Below are 18,005 nucleotides of genomic sequence, written 5' to 3' on the forward strand. Positions count from 1 at the left end.
GATTTCTTAAGAACGAAAGTCGCCGTCGCCAGCAGCGCCGCCGCCCTCGTTCAGTGAGCGGACTTATAAATCCACCCAACCAAACAAGTCAACACACCCTTCGTCAAAAAACTGACATTTTTATCAAGCTATTGATTTTATTAGGTAATTTCGTGTTTTTAACGGGAACCGGAGAAAAAGGCGGCCTTCATGTCGCGACTGGCCCTGTTCCAGGAAACATGCAATAGGAACGGACGAGAGTTTCAGAAGACTTGAGGCGTCTAACGCCTCTTTATAAAGCCAAGAATTGGAGAGCCCGTGCGCATTCTCGATGAAGCCGTCATTTCCGAGCTGCCGAATTATTACCGTGGCAAGGTGCGGGAAAACTACGATCTGCCCGACGGCAACCGCATCATCATATCGACCGATCGCCTTAGCGCCTTTGATCGTATCCTCACCTGCATACCTTATAAGGGGCAGGTATTGACCCAGACGGCACGCTACTGGTTCGAACAAACGAAGGATATTTGTCCGAACCACGTTGTGAGCTATCCCGACCCCAATGTCGTCATCGGCAAGCGGCTGGACATATTGCCGGTCGAGGTGGTGGTTCGCGGTTATCTTGCCGGCACCACCGGCACGTCGATCCTGACCCTTTATAAGAAGGGTGAGCGGCAAATGTACGGCATGAGCCTGCCCGAAGGGATGAAGGATAACCAGATTCTGCCCGAACCGGTGATCACGCCGACAAGCAAGGCCTTCGATGGCGGCCATGACGAGCCGCTGACACCGGCCGAGATCGTGGAGAAGAAATTGCTGACGCAGGAGCAATGGGACACGCTTTCCCGCTACGCGCTGGCGCTGTTCAAGCGCGGACAGGAAATCGCCGCAAAGCAGGGCCTCATTCTCGTCGACACGAAATATGAATTCGGCACGGATGAAAATGGCACCATCATCCTGGCCGATGAGATCCATACGCCCGATAGCAGCCGCTACTGGATGGCCGACAGTTATGACGAAAGCTTCCGCAACGGAACACGGCCGGCAAGCTTCGACAAGGATTTCGTGAGAGCCTGGGTCGCCGAACGCTGCGACCCTTATAAGGACGACGTTCCCGAAATTCCGCAGGACCTCGTCTTGCAGACCTCGAAGGTCTATATTGATGCTTACGAGCGCATCACCGGACAAAGCTTCGTTCCCGACGATAGTGGCGAGACGCCGCTTGCAAGAATACGCCGGAACCTGGAGCCGTTCTTCCCCGGAGTCTGACCGTGAGCAAAACGATCGAACAGGCGAGAAAGGACGACAGGAAGAGTGACCGTCCTGTCAGGCGCCGGCCTCGCCGTTCCGCCGAGGAAACGCGGCGGGACATTCTCGCCAAAGCAGAAGAGCTTTTCCGGGAACGTGGTTTCAATGCGGTGGCGATTGCCGATATCGCCGCGGCGCTCGGCATGTCTCCCGCCAACGTCTTCAAGAATTTCAGCTCGAAGAACGCGCTCGTCGATGCGATCGCCTTCGAGCAGATCGGCGCATTCGAACGGGGCATCCAGCCGCTGGATAAAAGCCACGCGCCGCTTTCGAGACTGCGCCATCTCGCCCGCACCCTGATGGAACAGCACCACCGGGATCTAAACGACAATCCCTACATATTCGAAATGATCCTGATGACGGCAAAGCAGGACATGAAGTGCGGCGACTATTATAAAGCCGTCATCGCCAACCTGCTCGCTGACATTATCCGCGACGGTATCGACGCGCGAATCTACGCGCCGGCCGAGATTTCTCCCCTGGCGGAAACCGTGCTCCACGCGCTGACAAGTGTGATTCATCCCGTCCTCATTGCCCGGGAAGATATCGGCAATTTAGCAACACGTTGTGATCAACTCGTCGATTTAATCGATGCGGGATTACGCAATCCGCTTGCTAAGTGACGATTCCCAATTTACGTCACCTTCTCGCAATTGCTTGCGAAGCGCAAAAGCCTGCGCTTCTATGCGCTTGGCGGTCCGGACAGAATGAGCGAATCGGGTCCTTCCAAGGCCTTCGCCTGTCGTGTCTGTTTCCGGACGCGCATCCGCCGAGCGACATTGCGCTTATAGTTGAATGCGATCGATACGCAGGGAAGAACAATGAGCCGACGTATTTTACCCCTATTTGCTTCTCTGTGTGTGACCGCGCTTCTGGCGGGTTGCAGCGATGGCGGCGAGAGCAGCCAGAACGCCGCCCAGAGCGCCGAGCGTCCGCCGTCCCCGGTCAGCATCATCCTGATGAAGACCAGCGAATATCCCTTGACCACCGTTCTGCCCGGCCGCGCCAGCGCGTTCCAGACAGCGGAAATCCGCCCGCGCGTCACCGGCATCATCCGCGAAATTCCCTTCAAGGAAGGCAGCGAGGTCAAACAGGGTGATATTCTCTACCAGATCGAGGACAATACCTATCTGGCGGAAGTAGCGCAGGCGAAGGCAAACGTGGCGAAGGCGGAAGCAAGCATTCCGAGCGCCCAGGCGAACCTTGCCCGTTACGAACGCCTGGTCAACAGCGGCGCGACGCAGATCGAATATGAAAACGCCAAGGTGACGCTGCTGCAGGCGCAAGCCGATGTGGCCCAGACCAAGGCGGCGCTGGAAACGGCGGAAATCAACCTCGATCTCACCAAGGTCCGCGCTCCCTTCGACGGCATTACCAGCGCGACCGCCTTCAGCATCGGCAACGTCGTGACGGCAAACCAGACGACAGCTTTGACAACGCTGCGCCGCATCGATCCGATCTATATCGACCTGATGGAATCCAGCATCAATCTTCTGCGTTTGAAAAAGGCGATCTCGTCGGGCCAGCTCGGCGGCGACACGAAGGAAACCGGCATTCACCTGACGCTGGAAGACGGCACGGAATACAAGCATGACGGCAAGATCGACATGTCGGACATGGCCGTGAGCGAAACCACGGGCACCTTCTCCATCCGCGCCCTCTTCGAAAACCCGGACGATCTTCTGCTTCCCGGCACCTATGTCCGCGCCACGCTGACCATAGGCAAGGAAAAAGGCTTCCGCATTCCGCAGCGCGCCGCGAGCCGGAACGCCAATGGCGAACTGACAGCGAAATTCGTGACGGCGGAAAACAAGGTGGAAACCCGCACCTTCCCGTCCAGCCAGCAGTCTGGCAATGCCTGGCTGGTGACGGAGAACGTCAAGGATGGCGACAAGCTCATCGTCGACGGCTTCCAGTGGATTGCCGACGGTGCGACGGTCGCACCGGTTGAAGTGACCATCGACGATCGCGGTATCGTCGTTCTGCCGCAGCAAGCTCAGCCTGCCGCCGCCCCCTCGAAATAAGCATGAGCACGAAACCCTCGGTCGAAGCTCGTAAAAGGTAAGGCAGGACTGCCATGGCCCATTTCTTCATCCGGCGCCCCGTGTTTGCATGGGTTATCGCCATCGTCATCATGCTGGGCGGCGCCCTTGCAATCTGGACGCTTTCCATTTCGCAATATCCCGATATCGCACCGACGACGGTACGCGTCAGCGCGACCTATAATGGCGCGAGCGCCGAGACAGTCGAAAAATCGGTGACGACCATCATCGAGGACGGCATGACCGGCCTCGACGACCTCACCTATATGACATCGTCGTCCTCGACGGGCAGCGCCGAAGTGACGCTGACCTTCGGCAATACCATCCTGCCGGACATTGCGCAGGTTCAGGTGCAGAACAAGCTGCAGCTCGTTCAGTCGCAACTGCCCGACACCGTGCAGCAACAGGGTCTTCAGGTCAGCCGATCCACATCCAGTATTCTGATGGTGGGTGCGCTGATCTCGACCGACGGCAAGCGCAATTCGGCAGATCTCGGCGACGTCTTCTCCTCGCGTGTCGAAGACCAGATCAAGCGCCTCGAAGGCGTGGGCAGCATCAACGTCTTCGGTTCCGAATATGCGATGCGCATCTGGCTGGATCCGTTCAAGCTCAATAAATACCAGCTGACCACGGCCGACGTGACCAGCGCCATCGAAAGCCAGAACACCCAGGTTTCGGTCGGTTCGCTTGGCGCGGTGCCCGCAGTCAAGGGTCAGCAGCTCAACGTGACCGTGACGGCGCAGAGCCAGCTCACCACCGTCGCCGATTTCGAATCGGTCATCCTGAAAGTCGAGAAGGACGGCGCAACCGTTCGCCTCAGCGACGTGGCCCGCATTGAAATCGGCCAGGAAACCTATGGTGGCGATTCCCGTTCAAACGGCCGTCCTTCGGCCGGTTTTGCGGTCAACCTCGCCACGGGTGCCAACGCACTCGATACGGCAGCGCGCGTAAAGTCGGCGCTTTCCGCTGTCGAAGGCTCGCTGCCCGAGGGTGTTTCGATCGAATATCCCTATGACACGACACCCTTCGTGAAGCTGTCGATCGAGAAAGTGGTACACACGCTGATCGAGGCGATCATCCTCGTTTTCGTCGTGCTGCTGGTGTTCCTGCAAAACCTGCGGGCCACCTTCATTCCGATGATCGCGGTTCCCGTCGTACTTCTCGGCACGTTCGGCGTCCTTGCGCTGACAGGATATTCCATCAACACGCTCACCATGTTCGCCATGGTTCTGGCCATCGGCCTTCTCGTTGACGACGCCATCGTCGTCGTCGAAAACGTCGAACGAATCATGTCGGAAGAAGGCCTGTCGCCGGTAGAGGCGACCGAAAAATCGATGGGCGAGATCACCGGTGCGATCATCGGTATCGCGCTCGTGCTCACCGCCGTGTTCATTCCGATGGCCTTCTTCGGTGGATCGACGGGCATCATCTACCGTCAGTTCTCGGTCACCATCGTTTCGGCCATGCTGCTTTCGGCGGTGGTCGCCATCGTTCTGACGCCGGCGCTCTGCGCCACGATGCTGAAGCCGATCGACCATCACAAGAAGCAGCGCGGACCGGGCGCATGGTTCAACCGCGGCTTCGGCAAGACGACGGATGGTTACGTCTCCTCTATCGGTTATCTGCTGAAGCGGCCTCTCCGCGTGATGATTATCTTCGCGATCGTGATCGGCGGCTGCGCCTGGTTCTTCAGCAAGCTGCCCAGCTCATTCCTGCCGCAGGAAGACCAGGGCGTGCTGCTGACGATCATCCAGACGCCGACCGGTTCGAACATCGAACGTACCAATGAGGTGGTGAAGCAGGTCGAAAGCTACTTCCGTGAAAAGGAAGCCGCCAATGTCGAATCGGTTTTCGGCGTTCTCGGCTTCAGCTTCAGCGGTTCGGGCCAGAACAACGCTATCGTCTTCACCAAGCTCAAGGATTTCGCCGAGAGAACGGCCCCCGACCAACACGCCGGCGCCATCGTGCAGCGTGCGATGGGCACCTTCTTCGGTTTCCGCGATGCTCAGGTGTTCCCGCTTCTGCCGCCGGCAATTCAGGGCATGGGCACATCGAGCGGTTTCTCGATGTATCTCGTTGATAGCGGTCGCAACGGCACCGAGGCACTGACCGCCACGTCCAAGGAGCTGATCGCGCTGGCGACCAGCAATCCCAAGGTCAGCTCGCTCAGAAGCGACAGCCAGGACAATGAAACGCAGATGAAGATCATTCTCGATCAGGAAAAAATGGGCGCCATGGGCGTCGATCTCTCCTCCGTGAACCTCATGCTGTCGACGATCTTTGCCGGCCGGGATGTCAACGACTTCACGCTGAACGGCGAGCTCAAGCCCGTTTATGTTCAGGGTGATGCGCCCTACCGCATGCAGCCGGACGATCTCAAGTTCTGGTATGCCCGCAATACCAGCGGCGAGATGGTGCCTTTCTCCTCCTTCAGCGAGGTGAAGTGGATCAATGCTCCGCCGTCTCTCGCCCGCTTCAACGGCACGGGCGCGATCTCGCTCGAAGGCACCGCCGGCGCGGGCGTCGCGTCCGGTGACGCCATGGACGAGATGGAACGGCTGACGGCGAGCCTGCCGGGCGGTTACACGGTGGCATGGCAGGGCATTTCCTATCAGGAACGCCTTTCCGGTTCGCAGGCGCCGATGCTCTATGCGCTCTCGGTGCTGATCGTCTTCCTTTGCCTTGCCGCCCTCTATGAAAGCTGGTCGATCCCCTTCTCGGTCATCATGGCCGTGCCGGTGGGCGTCCTCGGCGCATTGACTGCGGCGCATTTCTTCGGCCAGTCGAACGACGTCTACTTCAAGGTGGGCCTGCTGACGACCATCGGCCTTGCGGCGAAAAACGCGATTCTGATCGTCGAATTCGCCAAGGAAAGACAGGAGCATGGACTAAGCCTGATGGAAGCGACACTGGAAGCGGCGAAGCTGCGCCTGCGTCCGATCATCATGACGTCGCTGGCCTTCATCCTGGGTGTCGTGCCTCTCGCAATCGCAACCGGAGCGGGTTCTGCCGCACAAAATGCAATCGGTATCGGGGTGCTGGGTGGTATGCTTTCTGCAACACTGCTCGGAATTTTCTTCGTTCCGTCCTTTTTCGTCATCATTCGTCGCCTTTCAAGGCGTTAACAAAACAAAAATGGGCTGTGCCAACCGTTAATACGCTGCTAGAAATGTTGCCGATTTGGCAAATGCACGTTTCTACGGCATATCGACCGCGCAGCCCATTTGTCAGCAAGCCGCGCTCGGTAAGCCAACCAGAGAATTGGGAAAATTACATGCTGTCTATTCGCGCTACTCTTCCCCTGACAATGCTGCTGCTCTCAGGCTGTGTTGTCGGGCCCGACCACAAGACGCCGGAAATTCAATTGCCGGGAAAGTTTGCGGAAGCCGGAAAAACCAGTAATGGCGACATCAGCAGCGTTGCGTGGTGGACAGCCTTTAACGATAGCCGCCTCAATGGTTACGTTTCCACGGGCCTCAGCCAGAACCTGACCGTGATGCAGGCGATCGAGCGCATCAATCAGGCGGAAGCCCAGGTCATCTCGGCCGGCGCAGGCGGTCTGCCGAGCCTGACGGCTAACGGCAGCCACACGACCAGCGAGACCAAGGGCAGCTACCGTGATGTTCCCGTCACCAACGTGTCCTCAGGCAGTCTCAGCGTCTCCTGGCTGCTTGACCTCTTCGGCCGCTATCGCCGCGCCACGGAAAGCGCCAATGCATCGCTCGATGCCGCTTACTCCACCGTCGATGTTCAGCGCCTGACGCTGATTTCCTCGGTCGCCGCAGCCTATATCGATGTGCGTTATTATCAGGAGCGCCTGGCGATTGCCCGTCAGAACTTGGCTTCCCGCCGCGAAACGCTGGACCTGACCAAGCTGCAGCTTGAAGCGGGCGCGGCCTCCCGCCTCGATGTCGTCCAGTCCGAAGGTCTGGTCAACTCCACGCTGTCCGACATTCCGGGCCTCGAAACCAACTTCCGCAAGGCGGCACATCGCATCGCGACACTTCTCGGCCTGCCGGCCTCATCTCTGATTTCCGAGTTGCAGAAGGGCGCACGCCAGCCGGTTGCCCGCAGCATTCCGCGCACCGGCATTCCGGCCGATCTCATCCGCAACCGTCCGGACATTCGTGTCGCCGAACGCAATCTCGCCGCCGCAGTTGCCTCAATCGGTGTCGCGGAAGCGCAGCTTTATCCCAGCATCGAGCTCGGCGGCTCGATCACGCCAAGCTACAATTTCCTGAGCGGTGGCGGCAGGGGAACGGCCAATAGCTGGTCCTTCGGTCCGAGCCTCGTTCTGCCGATTCTCGATGGCGGCAGCATTCGCGCCAATATCGATCTGGCCAATTCCCAGGCGCGTGAAGAATATCTCGTCTGGAAGCAGACGGTGCTGACCGCTGTGGAAGAAGTCGAAAACGCTCTGGCCGCTGTCACCCGCGATCAGCGCACGGCCGATGCATTGCGCAAGACCGTGGCGTCCTATCAGGAAGCGTTGCAGCTTTCGACGGCCAGCTACCGCGACGGCGCCTCCTCGCTGCTCGACGTTCTCGATGCGCAGCGCCAGGTTTCCACCGCACAGGCAAGCCTTGCACAGGCTGTTCAGCAAACCGCGCAGGACTACGTCTCGCTGAACGTGGCGCTCGGCGGCGGTTACGCCGTTGGCCAGACCACGGCTCCGAAGAAGGCGCCCGGCCCGACCCGGACTGCGGCAAAGGCCATGTAAAATACGCCGCAAGGCAAAGAAAAAGCCCGCGTCTCGACGCGGGCTTTTTTTTGTTCATGACACAAAAAAAGCACCGGTCTCCCGGTGCTTTTGTCTAACCGGCCGTCAGGCTCAGTTCTTGGCGCGCTCGACGTAGGAATTGTCTTCCGTCGCGATGACCACGCGGATACCGGCATCGATATGCGGCGGCACCATGGTGCGGATGCCGTTGGAAAGAATAGCCGGCTTGTAGGAAGAAGAAGCCGTCTGGCCCTTAACGACCGGTTCGGTTTCCGTGATTTCCAGCGTGACGTGGCGCGGCAGTTCGACGGCCAGCGGATTGCCTTCATGAATGGAAAGAATGCAGGTCATGCCTTCCTGCAGATAGGCCTTCTGATCGCCCATCGTTTCAGCGTCGACCACGACCTGATCATAGTTCTCCGGGTTCATGAAGTGGAAGCCTTCGCCATCTTCATAAAGGAACTGGAAGTTCAGGTCTTCAACGAAAGCGCGCTCGACCTGCTCGGTGGTGCGCCAGCGCTCGGAGACCTTCACGCCGTCAACGATGCGGCGCATGTCCACCTGCGTGACCGGCGTGCCCTTGCCGGGGTGAAAGTTCTGCGCGGTAAGAACGACGTAAAGCTTGCCGTCCACGTCGAGAACATTGCCCTTGCGGACGGATGAGGCGATAACCTTGACCATATGACTTCCTTGTAACTCGATGAAATGCGTCGTAAAGGACTGCGCGGCAGCACCGGCCCCGACAGACGTTTTGTCTTTTTTCTGGGGCGCAACTACCTTAAATCCGCACGAATTGCCAGCCTTCTACAGCAATTCGCGGAAGAGTGCCTAGCGGTTTTCCGCCCGGAATAGCTTTAAATGACGCGATAAGGCGTTTTGCGGGCCGTTTATCCGCAATTGGGCGCCGCAGAGAAGACGGAAAAGAACAGAGAATGCGCGCAAGCAACGAGACAATGTCGCCATGGTGGACGCCGGACGTCCACGCCGACCGCCGCGCGTTTCTCATTGGGCGCAATGCGATCCAGTCTGCTTTTCGCGGCTATTTCGCCAGCGCCGATTTTCTTGAGATCGACACTGCTGCATTGCAGATTTCCCCCGGCAACGAAGCGCATCTGCATGCTTTCGCCACACAGGGCCTGACGCCGGCCGGCGACGCCGTGCCGCTTTATCTCCACACCTCGCCTGAATTCGCCTGCAAGAAGCTGCTCGCTGCCGGCGAAAAACGCATCAGCTGTTTTGCCCATGTCTACAGAAACCGGGAACGAGGCCCCTTGCATCATCCGGAATTCACCATGCTGGAATGGTACCGGGTCGGCGAAACCTATGAGAGCCTGATGAAGGACAGCGCCAATCTTCTGGCGCTGGCAGCCGAAACCACAAAGACGAAGAATTTCACCTATCGTGGCCGCAGCGTTGATCCCTTCCTCGAGCCGGAGCGGGTGAGCGTCGCCGAAGCCTTCGAGCGATATGCGGGCGTCGACCTGCTGGCCACCATCAGCCGAAACGGCGAAACCGATACTCGCCATCTTGCGGCGAACCTAACCAATGCCGGCATCCGCGTGGCCGATGACGACACCTGGGCAGATATGTTCAGCCGCGTCATCGTGGAGCGGGTGGAGCCGGAACTGGGTTTCGGCAGGGCGACCATTCTCGATGAATATCCGACCTGTGAAGCGGCCCTTGCCCGCAAGTCACCCAAGGATGCACGGGTGGCGGAGCGTTTCGAGCTTTATGCCTGCGGCGTTGAACTCGCCAATGCCTTCGGCGAATTGACCGACGCCGCCGAGCAGAGGCGGCGTTTCGAAATGGAAATGACCGAGAAGCAGCGGGTTTACGGCGAAACCTATCCGCTGGACGAGGATTTTCTGGCTGCGCTGGCAATCATGCCGCCGGCAAGCGGCATAGCGCTCGGTTTCGACCGGCTGGTAATGCTGGCAACCGGCGCGCCCCGTATCGATCTCGTCATGTGGGCCCCAGTCGCGGAATATGGACGATGACAGGGCTTGAGACCATCAAGACAGCCGAAGCACTTCTCGAAGCGGGGCTTGTCGAAGCCGAAGCGCTCGAGACGTTGCGCACGGTGACGCAACGTTACGCGCTCGCCATCACGCCATCGATTGCCGGGCTGATCGACAGCCGCGACCCGCAGGATCCCATCGCCCGACAATTCGTTCCTGATCGGGCCGAACTCGTTCATCTTCCTGAAGAACGGGACGATCCGATTGGCGACGACGCGCACAGCCCCGTCCATGGCATCGTCCACCGTTATCCCGACCGGGTGCTTTTAAAGGCAGTGCATGTCTGCCCCGTCTATTGCCGCTTCTGTTTCCGCCGGGAGATGGTCGGACCGCAGGGCAACGGCATGATGAGCCCGGCGGAACTTGACGCCGCATTCGGCTATATAAAGGCCAATCCCGCCATCTGGGAGGTCATCCTGACCGGTGGCGATCCGCTGGTGCTTTCCCCACGGCGCTTGTCCGACCTGATGACACGCCTGAAAGACATACCGCATGTCAAGATCGTCCGCTTCCATACCCGCGTGCCGGTGGTCGATCCCGACCGTATCGACGCGGCGCTGATCGATGCGCTGAAGGCCAGCGGCAAAACCACCTATGTGGCCCTGCACGCGAATCATTCCCGAGAACTCAGCGAAGCCGCAAGACAGGCTTCGGCACGCCTGATCGACGCCGGCATCGCCATGGTCAGCCAGACGGTCCTTTTGAAAGGCGTCAATGACGACCCGGCTGTTCTTGCCGAGTTGATGCGCGCCTTTGTCGAGACCCGTATCAAGCCTTATTACCTGCATCATCCCGATCTTGCGCCCGGCACCAGCCATTTCAGGCTGACGATAGAAGAGGGGCAGCGAATCGTTTCCGCTTTGCGGGGGCATGTCTCCGGCCTTTGCCAGCCGACCTATGTTCTCGACATTCCCGGCGGCCACGGCAAGGCGGCAATTGGCAGAAATGCGGCCGAAAAAACCCGCGGTGGCTGTTATTCCGTTTCCGACTTCAACGGAAACGATCATATTTACCCGCCGCCAGCCACCGGCGACAATTAAAAAATACATAAAAAGCCTGCTACAGCGGGCTTTTCGCGACGGCGGCCAACGAAAACAAAAATTTCACATTTCCGCCCCTCTCCTGTCATCATAAAGAAAAATATTCTACCTATAACAATCAGCATTGATTTTAGTGCTGGTCTGGATTATCAGTGTGGAACTGGAGAACGAGTCTCCTGATTCCGGGCCAACACCAATACAGGGAGTGTGTCATGTCAAAACATATCAACATCAACGCAATCCTTGGTTTTGAGTCCTGGAACGCTGGATTTAAATCCACGTGTTCCCGCTGCTGTCGAATGTGACTTAACGGTCTCAATTTCCTGAAAATCAGTTCGACAACATGCTGTGTGAAGTAGCCACAGCGGGAGTATATCTATGCAGAAGCAAGTTATTGAATTCGCTGGCGAGCCCGTCGGCATCGTCATCCCGGATAATGACCGGTTGAAGTTCATCGCGGTGAAGTTCCACGTTCACGACCTGGACGAACAGAAGTTCGACAGCGCCGACGACGTGCGGATTGCGATCCGCGATCTCGTGCGCAACCGGAATCTGGCCGCGGTCGCCTGATGCGGGAAAACTTTCGCCCGCTCACAGAACCGTCAAAACCAGAGCGCGCCAAATATCGGACCCCGAACAGCGGCCCGATGGCGCGCTTTCTTCTCGGTTGACAAGCCATCTACCCGCCTGACACCAGCCATTCAGGGTGTATCAAAAGCTCTGATGCACTAAGCTAAAAAAAAACGCCTGAAAATCAGGATTAGAGCCGAACGCCACGTACGCGGTCTTCCTGACGCATCCAACTCTTCCCTCATTCCTGTGCTCGTCACAGGAATCTAGCCAGACCAAGTCCTTGGGCTGAAAGGCCTCTCCCTCCGCGCAGACGCGCGTCGACTGGATTCCTGTGACAAGCACAGGAATGAGGGCCGAGCGCGTAATCGAAGGTTCGAATTGCGGGTCAGAATGCAGTAAACGTCAGCGTCGTCAGCGAACGCACGATTCCCGGAATATTGACGATGTTCTGGTTGATGAACTTGCCGATATCCTCTTCCTGCGGCAGATAGATTTTCAGCAGCAGATCATATTCACCGCTGGTGGAATAAAGCTCGGAAACCAGTTCCGTTTTATAGATGGCGTCGGCGACATCATAGGTCTTGCCGGGCTCACATTGAAGCTGAACGAAAATGGGCTTCACGGACATCTCCCGTATTTGAACTTTCGGTGCATGGCTGCTCGCGCCACGCGTCATGGCGCACTATTGGCTGAGCGGCGTCCGTCTTGCAAGACCGCTTACCGGTTTACGCCGAAAACTCCGCGGTCCTGCCGTTCGCGCCGATTGCGGCCTCCGAAACGATCCACCGCCGGAAACTCTCGAGCGGCGCATAGCCGGCGCGATCCGGCATGCAGGCGAGATAATAGGCTTCCTCGCTCTCCACTTCCCCCGCAACAGCCGCGACCAGACGACCGCTTCGCAACTCCTCCTCGATCATGAAAGAAGGAATGAGCGACGCCCCAACCCCTGCGCTCGCCGCCTCGGCAATCGTCGTGAACTGATCGAAAAGCATGCCATGCACATTGTCGAAACCAACGTCGTGGCTGCGAAACCATTGTTCCCAGGCATCCGGCCGTGTCGTCATGTGCAGCAACGGGACATGCAGCAGATCGTCCGGCTTTGAAAGTCCGCGTCGCGCCTTGAAGGCGGGGCTGCATACCGGAATGACCTTTTCATGCATCAGGAAAACCAGCTCGGTGCCCGGCCAATGCGGCAATCCGAAATGGATCGCCGCATCGACTGTATCGGTGCGGAAATCGAACAACGATGACCGCGTCAGAAGATTGACCGAAACGCCGGGGTGTCTGGCGATGAAATCGGGTAGGCGCGGCACGAGCCAGCGTGTGCCGAAGCTCGGCAGAACCCCGAGGTTGAGCGTGCCGCCATCCGGATTGGCACGCAGATTGAGCGAGGCCGTCGATATGCGCCGCAAGGCCTCGCGGATTTCCCGCGCATAGCCCTCCCCCGCCCTCGTCAGCCGGATCGTCTGCCGCTCGCGCAGGAACAGCGCCACGCCGAGCTGCTCTTCGAGCACCAGGATTTGACGGCTGACCGCGCCCTGCGTCAGCCCCAGTTCCCTCGCCGCAGCGGTGACGCTGCCCGTCCGGGAAGCGGCTTCGAAAGCCGCCAGCAGCGAAAGCGACGGCAGAAAACGGCGTGGCGGCAGGACCATATTCCCTCACGGAATGAACTCTTGACGATATGTCGATATTCAACAGGCAAGACCGCTTGTAAAGTCTTATAAACAAGGGCTTGTCACTCATACGAAGAACAAATGAACTGGCCCGGAATATGGTGGAACGATGTATAATGACCCCCGCTCGCACGGCCTCTGGGAAAAGACCGCGCCGCAGCCGCCCGTAACGCCCGCCTTGCAGGGCGCAGCGGTTGCTGATGTCGTTGTCGTCGGAGGTGGCTTCACCGGCCAGTCCGCCGCCCTTCATCTTGCCGAACGCGGTGCGGATGTCGTTCTTCTCGAAGCAAGGGAAATCGGGTTCGGCGGCGCAGGCCGCAATGTTGGCCTCATCAATGGCGGCATGTGGGTCATGCCGAAAGAGCTGCCCGGCGTGCTCGGCGAGGTTTACGGCGAACGCCTACTCGATCTTCTGGGCAATGCCCCGCTTCTCGTGCGCGAACTGGTAGAAAAACACGGAATTCCCTGCGAGATCGAAAAAAACGGCACGCTCCATTGCGCCGTAGGAGAAAAAGGGCTCGCTGAAATCCGAGAGCGCTGCGAACAATGGGCAGCGAGGGGCGCCCCCGTCCGCGTCCTCGATGCCGAAGAGACAGCGAGACGCACCGGCAGTACGGGCTATTCCGGTGCGCTTCTGGATACACGCGCCGGTACTATACAGCCGCTCGCCTATGTTCGAGGCCTTGCCGCAGCCGCCCAGAAAGCGGGCGTGCGCCTGCACACGGAAAGCCCCGTGGTAGCGACCGAACGCAGCAACGGAAAATGGGTGGTCAAGACGCCGCAAGGGTCTGTAATCGCCAACTGGATCGTTGTGGCCACCGAAGCCTATAGCACCGGCCCATGGCGGATCGTTCGCGACGAACAGGTCTACCTGCCCTATTTCAATTTCGCGACGAGACCGCTCGGCGATAACCTGCAAAAGAGCATCCTGCCCGGCCGTGAGGGCTGCTGGGATACGAAGGAGATTCTCTCATCCTTCCGCATGGACAAAGCCGGCCGGCTGGTCTTCGGCAGCGTCGGCGCCCTGCGCGGCACCGGCGCCGCCATTCATCGCGCCTGGGCGAAGCGCTCGCTGAAGCGGCTTTTCCCGCAACTCGGCGATACGGAGTTCGAATGTGAATGGTACGGCCAGATCGGCATGACGGATAATGCCGTTCCACGGTTTCACAAATTCGCTGAAAATGTCGTCGGCTTTTCAGGCTATAACGGCCGCGGCATCGCGCCGGGCACGGCCTTCGGCAAGGTCATTGCGCAGCATATTCTCGGTGAGATTGCTGAAGCCGAATTGCCGCTGCCTTTGACGGAACCGAAAGCGCAGGCTTTCCGGACGGTGAAGGAAGCCTATTACGAGGCAGGCGCACAGATCGCTCATTTCGCCGGCGAGCGTTTTTGATCGGACACGGAGCCGTTTCAAGGGAACGACATCATCCTTGGGCTTGTCCCAAGGATCTAATCACATTCGATAAAATGAAGACGTTGCAGATGCGCGGGACAAGCCAGAGCATGACGAGGAGAGCTTTTCGAGCTTAACCACCCCTCTACACAGACACCCCGGCAGCCTCTTTTCCCCATCTCATCGATATATCCTTGAAAATATAATGATTGCCCTATAGGCCTATCGATATATTCATCAGAATATCTCGAACCGGGGGTAACAGACCATGAGACTTTTGCGTCGCAGCTTCTTCAAAACCATTGCCGCAGCCACATCCTTCTGGGTGGCGGCCTCACTCGCGGCCGTTCCGGCCCATGCAGCCGAAAAAGTCACGGTGTTTGCCGCAGCAAGCATGAAAAACGCGCTCGATGCTCTCAACGCCGAATGGGCAAAGGAAAGCGGTAACGAAGCAACCGTTTCTTATGCAGCAAGCTCGGCGCTGGCCAAGCAGATCGAGCAGGGCGCACCGGCGGATATCTTCGTTTCCGCCGATCTCGCATGGATGGACTATGTCGCCGAAAAGAAGCTGATCAACGCTGACAGCCGCTCCAATCTTCTTGGCAACCGCATCGTTCTCGTCGCTCCCGCAGACAAGGCAAAGCCGGTCGAGATCAAGCAGGGCTTCGATCTTGCCGCTCTGGTGGGCGATGGCCGTCTGGCCATGGGCGCGGTCGATTCCGTGCCGGCGGGCAAATACGGCAAGGCCGCTCTGGAAAAGCTCGGGGTCTGGTCCTCGGTCGAACAGAAGGTCGCCGGCGCGGAAAGCGTGCGTGCCGCCCTGCTGCTCGTCTCGCGCGGCGAAGCACCCTATGGCATCGTCTACCAGACCGACGCCGCCGCCGACCCGGGCGTGAAGATCGTCGGCACCTTCCCGGAAGACAGCCATCCGCCGATCATCTACCCGGTCGCCATTCTGTCGGAAGCCAAGTCCCCGGCAGCAAAAGCCTATCTGGATTTCCTGAAATCGGCCAAGGCAACGCCCTTCTTCGAAAAGCAAGGCTTTACCGTTTTGAAATAAACTGCCTTTCGTCGCCCCAACGTATGGGCCGCGAGAGATGACGATTGCAGGATATGGCATTGCATTGGTGGACACTCAGCCCTGAAGAATGGACGGCGATCAGGCTCAGCCTGTGGGTGTCGTCCATCGCCATGCTTGCCAGCCTACCTTTCGGAATTCTGGTCGCCGTGGCGCTGGCGCGCGGTCGCTTCTGGGGCAAGTCTCTCCTCAATGGCATCGTCCACCTGCCGCTCATCCTGCCGCCCGTCGTCACCGGCTTTCTGCTGCTCGTCCTGTTCGGCCGCAGGGGCGCGATCGGGCAATTTCTCGATAGCTGGTTCGGCATCGTCTTTTCCTTCCGCTGGACCGGAGCGGCGCTCGCCTGCGCCGTCATGGCCTTTCCGCTGATGGTGCGCTCCATCCGCCTCTCCATAGAAGCGGTGGACCGCAAGCTTGAAGAGGCGGCTGGAACATTGGGGGCAAGCCCGTTCTGGGTGTTCCTCACCGTCACCCTGCCCTTGACCCTGCCCGGCATCATTGCCGGCATGATCCTGGCTTTCGCCAAGGCCATGGGCGAGTTCGGCGCGACCATCACCTTCGTGTCCAATATTCCCGGCGAGACCCAGACTTTGTCCGCCGCCATCTATACCTTCACTCAGGTTCCGGGCGGCGATGCCGGTGCGTTGCGGCTAACCATTGTCTCTGTCGTGATTTCCATGCTCGCTTTGCTCGTCTCGGAGTTTCTGGCCCGCATCGTCGGCAAACGGGTGAGCATGGAATGACGCTTTCGGTCGCCACCCGCCATCGCCTCGGTTCTTTCGAACTCGATGCGTCATTCACCTCCGAAGGCGGCGTCACCGCCCTGTTCGGACGCTCCGGCTCCGGCAAAACCTCGATGATCCGCATCATAGCAGGCCTGTTGCGGCCGGATGAGGGACAGGTTTTTCTCGATGGCGAAGTGCTGGCCGATAGCGGAACACGGCTGTTCCTGCCGGCTCATAAACGCCGCTTCGGTTATGTTTTTCAGGAAGCGCGGCTCTTCCCGCATCTCAGCGTGGCGCAGAACCTGCATTACGGCAGATGGTTCGCCGTGAACAAAACCGGGAGCGCGAATGAAGACCGCATCGTCGACATGCTCGGCATCGGCCATCTCCTGCAGCGCCGGCCGGACAAGCTTTCCGGCGGCGAAAAACAGCGTGTCGCGATTGGCCGCGCGCTCCTCTCATCACCCAGGCTGCTGCTGATGGACGAGCCGCTCGCCTCGCTCGACGAGGAGCGAAAAGCCGAAATCATTCCCTATCTCGAACGGCTGCGCGACGAGACGAAAATCCCGATCGTCTATGTCAGCCATTCTATTCAGGAGGTCGCCCGCCTCGCCGACCGCATCGTGGTGATGAAGGACGGCAAGGTGGAGGCGCAGGGAAAAGCGGCCGACGTGCTTTCCAGACCGGATTTCAGCACGCATCTGGAACGACGCGAGGCGGGCAGCATTCTTTCCGGGCACATTGAAAGCTTTGATGAGCGGCATGGCCTTGCCGCCGTGAGGCTGAAGACCATGATGCTCCATGTTCCGGCAAAGAGGGGAACGGCCGGCAGCCCGGCACGGGTGCTCATACCGGCGCGCGATGTGATGCTGGCAACCGTAAAGCCCGAAGGCTTAAGCGCGCTCAACATTCTCGCGGGCCATATCGCGACTGTTTCTGCCAGCGAAGACGGCATGGTCACGGTTCATGTGGATTGCGGCGGCGACATCATCCAGTCGCGCATCACCGATCTGTCACGCGAGAGGCTGCAGCTGGAGCCCGGAAAACCGGTGCACGCGATCATAAAGTCGGCGGCTCTCGATCCCTATTGAGAGCCGCGTCGGGATTGCGGTTGGCCTCCAGCCAGTCGATATCCGCGCGCAAGGCCTCGTTCATCCGCTTTTCCATGCTGCGGTAACGCTCCAACACCTCAGTGCCGAAAGCGGTCAGCGCCGCACCGCCGCCCTGTTTGCCGCCACGCTGCGATTCAATGACCGGTTGCCTGAACATATGATTCAGCGCATCCACCAGCAACCATGCGCGACGATAGGACATGTCCATCGCCCGCCCTGCGGCAGAGATGGAGCCGGTCTCGACAATCAACTCCATCAATTCAATCTTGCCATGGCCGAGACGTTCTTCGGGTGGAAAGTCGATACGAAGAACAGGCTTCAGTGGAGAAAGGGCCTCACTCATC

General features: G+C 58.9%; 17 protein-coding genes. 13 read left to right on the forward strand and 4 right to left on the reverse strand.

Going from position 1 to position 18,005, the window contains the following annotated elements; translation table 11 throughout:
- The 6 genes from I3J13_RS25655 to I3J13_RS05780 form a co-directional block, all read left to right on the forward strand.
- Window positions 1–227, forward strand: a 227-nt coding sequence (locus I3J13_RS25655; protein ID WP_206696106.1) for a hypothetical protein, incomplete at its 5' end; no start/stop codon positions are given.
- A 70-nt stretch (window positions 228–297) separates the two neighbouring features.
- Entirely contained in the window at window positions 298–1,248 is a 951-nt protein-coding gene (locus I3J13_RS05760) for a phosphoribosylaminoimidazolesuccinocarboxamide synthase (protein ID WP_196378241.1), read from the forward strand.
- A 2-nt stretch (window positions 1,249–1,250) separates the two neighbouring features.
- Window positions 1,251–1,910, forward strand: coding sequence for a TetR family transcriptional regulator (locus tag I3J13_RS05765; RefSeq protein ID WP_196378242.1), 660 nt, complete (start codon window positions 1,251–1,253; stop codon window positions 1,908–1,910).
- A gap of 198 nt (window positions 1,911–2,108) precedes the next feature.
- Entirely contained in the window at window positions 2,109–3,311 is a 1,203-nt protein-coding gene (locus I3J13_RS05770) for an efflux RND transporter periplasmic adaptor subunit (RefSeq protein WP_059760011.1), read from the forward strand.
- Between the two features lie 53 nt (window positions 3,312–3,364).
- Window positions 3,365–6,454, forward strand: coding sequence for an efflux RND transporter permease subunit (locus I3J13_RS05775; protein ID WP_035261240.1), 3,090 nt, complete (start codon window positions 3,365–3,367; stop codon window positions 6,452–6,454).
- A 149-nt stretch (window positions 6,455–6,603) separates the two neighbouring features.
- The gene (locus tag I3J13_RS05780) at window positions 6,604–8,049 is read left to right on the forward strand and encodes an efflux transporter outer membrane subunit (protein ID WP_059760009.1); all 1,446 of its coding nucleotides are present in this window, start codon (window positions 6,604–6,606) and stop codon (window positions 8,047–8,049) included.
- A gap of 111 nt (window positions 8,050–8,160) precedes the next feature.
- On the opposite strand, the gene efp is transcribed toward I3J13_RS05780, so the two are convergent.
- Window positions 8,161–8,730: an elongation factor P gene (gene efp, locus I3J13_RS05785; RefSeq protein WP_003504809.1), complete on the reverse strand. Its 570-nt coding sequence runs from the start codon at window positions 8,728–8,730 to the stop codon at window positions 8,161–8,163.
- 251 nt (window positions 8,731–8,981) lie between these two features.
- Here efp and epmA point away from each other — a divergent pair, with 251 nt between their 5' ends.
- The 3 genes from epmA to I3J13_RS05800 all read left to right on the forward strand — a co-directional run bounded on the left by epmA (window position 8,982) and on the right by I3J13_RS05800 (window position 11,677).
- A complete protein-coding gene (gene epmA / locus I3J13_RS05790; protein ID WP_196378243.1) occupies window positions 8,982–10,046 on the forward strand; it encodes an EF-P lysine aminoacylase EpmA in 1,065 nt (354 codons plus the stop codon).
- Complete coding sequence (locus I3J13_RS05795) at window positions 10,043–11,107, forward strand: lysine-2,3-aminomutase-like protein (RefSeq protein WP_196378244.1); 1,065 nt, start codon at window positions 10,043–10,045, stop codon at window positions 11,105–11,107. The genes epmA and I3J13_RS05795 overlap by 4 nt, the downstream gene beginning before the upstream one ends.
- Before the next feature lie 378 nt (window positions 11,108–11,485).
- On the forward strand, window positions 11,486–11,677 hold the full coding sequence (locus I3J13_RS05800) for a hypothetical protein (RefSeq protein ID WP_003492264.1): 192 nt from the start codon (window positions 11,486–11,488) through the stop codon (window positions 11,675–11,677).
- A gap of 388 nt (window positions 11,678–12,065) precedes the next feature.
- Here the strand turns inward: I3J13_RS05800 and I3J13_RS05805 are convergent, their stop codons facing one another.
- Entirely contained in the window at window positions 12,066–12,302 is a 237-nt protein-coding gene (locus tag I3J13_RS05805) for an Lrp/AsnC ligand binding domain-containing protein (protein WP_003521320.1), read from the reverse strand.
- 103 nt (window positions 12,303–12,405) lie between these two features.
- Complete coding sequence (locus I3J13_RS05810; protein WP_196378245.1) at window positions 12,406–13,332, reverse strand: LysR family transcriptional regulator; 927 nt, start codon at window positions 13,330–13,332, stop codon at window positions 12,406–12,408.
- 130 nt (window positions 13,333–13,462) lie between these two features.
- Here I3J13_RS05810 and I3J13_RS05815 point away from each other — a divergent pair, with 130 nt between their 5' ends.
- From I3J13_RS05815 to modC, 4 genes are all read left to right on the forward strand, one after another.
- Entirely contained in the window at window positions 13,463–14,746 is a 1,284-nt protein-coding gene (locus I3J13_RS05815) for an NAD(P)/FAD-dependent oxidoreductase (RefSeq protein ID WP_196378246.1), read from the forward strand.
- A 268-nt stretch (window positions 14,747–15,014) separates the two neighbouring features.
- The gene (gene modA / locus I3J13_RS05820) at window positions 15,015–15,806 is read left to right on the forward strand and encodes a molybdate ABC transporter substrate-binding protein (protein WP_142779779.1); all 792 of its coding nucleotides are present in this window, start codon (window positions 15,015–15,017) and stop codon (window positions 15,804–15,806) included.
- Between the two features lie 53 nt (window positions 15,807–15,859).
- Window positions 15,860–16,567, forward strand: coding sequence for a molybdate ABC transporter permease subunit (gene modB, locus I3J13_RS05825; protein WP_020813461.1), 708 nt, complete (start codon window positions 15,860–15,862; stop codon window positions 16,565–16,567).
- Entirely contained in the window at window positions 16,564–17,640 is a 1,077-nt protein-coding gene (gene modC, locus I3J13_RS05830; protein ID WP_196378247.1) for a molybdenum ABC transporter ATP-binding protein, read from the forward strand. The genes modB and modC overlap by 4 nt, the downstream gene beginning before the upstream one ends.
- Here the strand turns inward: modC and I3J13_RS05835 are convergent.
- Window positions 17,609–18,004: a winged helix-turn-helix domain-containing protein gene (locus tag I3J13_RS05835; RefSeq protein WP_196378248.1), complete on the reverse strand. Its 396-nt coding sequence runs from the start codon at window positions 18,002–18,004 to the stop codon at window positions 17,609–17,611. The genes modC and I3J13_RS05835 overlap by 32 nt on opposite strands.
- Between the last annotated feature and the right edge of the window lies 1 nt (window position 18,005).

It is taken from the genome of Agrobacterium leguminum (assembly GCF_015704895.1).
GTDB classification, from domain to species: domain Bacteria; phylum Pseudomonadota; class Alphaproteobacteria; order Rhizobiales; family Rhizobiaceae; genus Agrobacterium; species Agrobacterium leguminum.

What these genes read in the sequence shown, in the direction of transcription:
- I3J13_RS05770 (WP_059760011.1), top strand. Translation starts at nt 2,109, where the DNA reads ATGAGCCGACGTATTTTACCCCTATTTGCTTCTCTGTGTGTGACCGCG.
- modB (WP_020813461.1), top strand. Translation starts at nt 15,860, where the DNA reads ATGGCATTGCATTGGTGGACACTCAGCCCTGAAGAATGGACGGCGATC.
- I3J13_RS05800 (WP_003492264.1), top strand. Translation starts at nt 11,486, where the DNA reads ATGCAGAAGCAAGTTATTGAATTCGCTGGCGAGCCCGTCGGCATCGTC.
- modA (WP_142779779.1), top strand. Translation starts at nt 15,015, where the DNA reads ATGAGACTTTTGCGTCGCAGCTTCTTCAAAACCATTGCCGCAGCCACA.
- modC (WP_196378247.1), top strand. Translation starts at nt 16,564, where the DNA reads ATGACGCTTTCGGTCGCCACCCGCCATCGCCTCGGTTCTTTCGAACTC.
- I3J13_RS05810 (WP_196378245.1), bottom strand. Translation starts at nt 13,332, where the DNA reads ATGGTCCTGCCGCCACGCCGTTTTCTGCCGTCGCTTTCGCTGCTGGCG.
- I3J13_RS05835 (WP_196378248.1), bottom strand. Translation starts at nt 18,004, where the DNA reads ATGAGTGAGGCCCTTTCTCCACTGAAGCCTGTTCTTCGTATCGACTTT.
- I3J13_RS05815 (WP_196378246.1), top strand. Translation starts at nt 13,463, where the DNA reads ATGTATAATGACCCCCGCTCGCACGGCCTCTGGGAAAAGACCGCGCCG.
- efp (WP_003504809.1), bottom strand. Translation starts at nt 8,730, where the DNA reads ATGGTCAAGGTTATCGCCTCATCCGTCCGCAAGGGCAATGTTCTCGAC.
- I3J13_RS05780 (WP_059760009.1), top strand. Translation starts at nt 6,604, where the DNA reads ATGCTGTCTATTCGCGCTACTCTTCCCCTGACAATGCTGCTGCTCTCA.
- I3J13_RS05795 (WP_196378244.1), top strand. Translation starts at nt 10,043, where the DNA reads ATGACAGGGCTTGAGACCATCAAGACAGCCGAAGCACTTCTCGAAGCG.
- I3J13_RS05775 (WP_035261240.1), top strand. Translation starts at nt 3,365, where the DNA reads ATGGCCCATTTCTTCATCCGGCGCCCCGTGTTTGCATGGGTTATCGCC.
- epmA (WP_196378243.1), top strand. Translation starts at nt 8,982, where the DNA reads ATGCGCGCAAGCAACGAGACAATGTCGCCATGGTGGACGCCGGACGTC.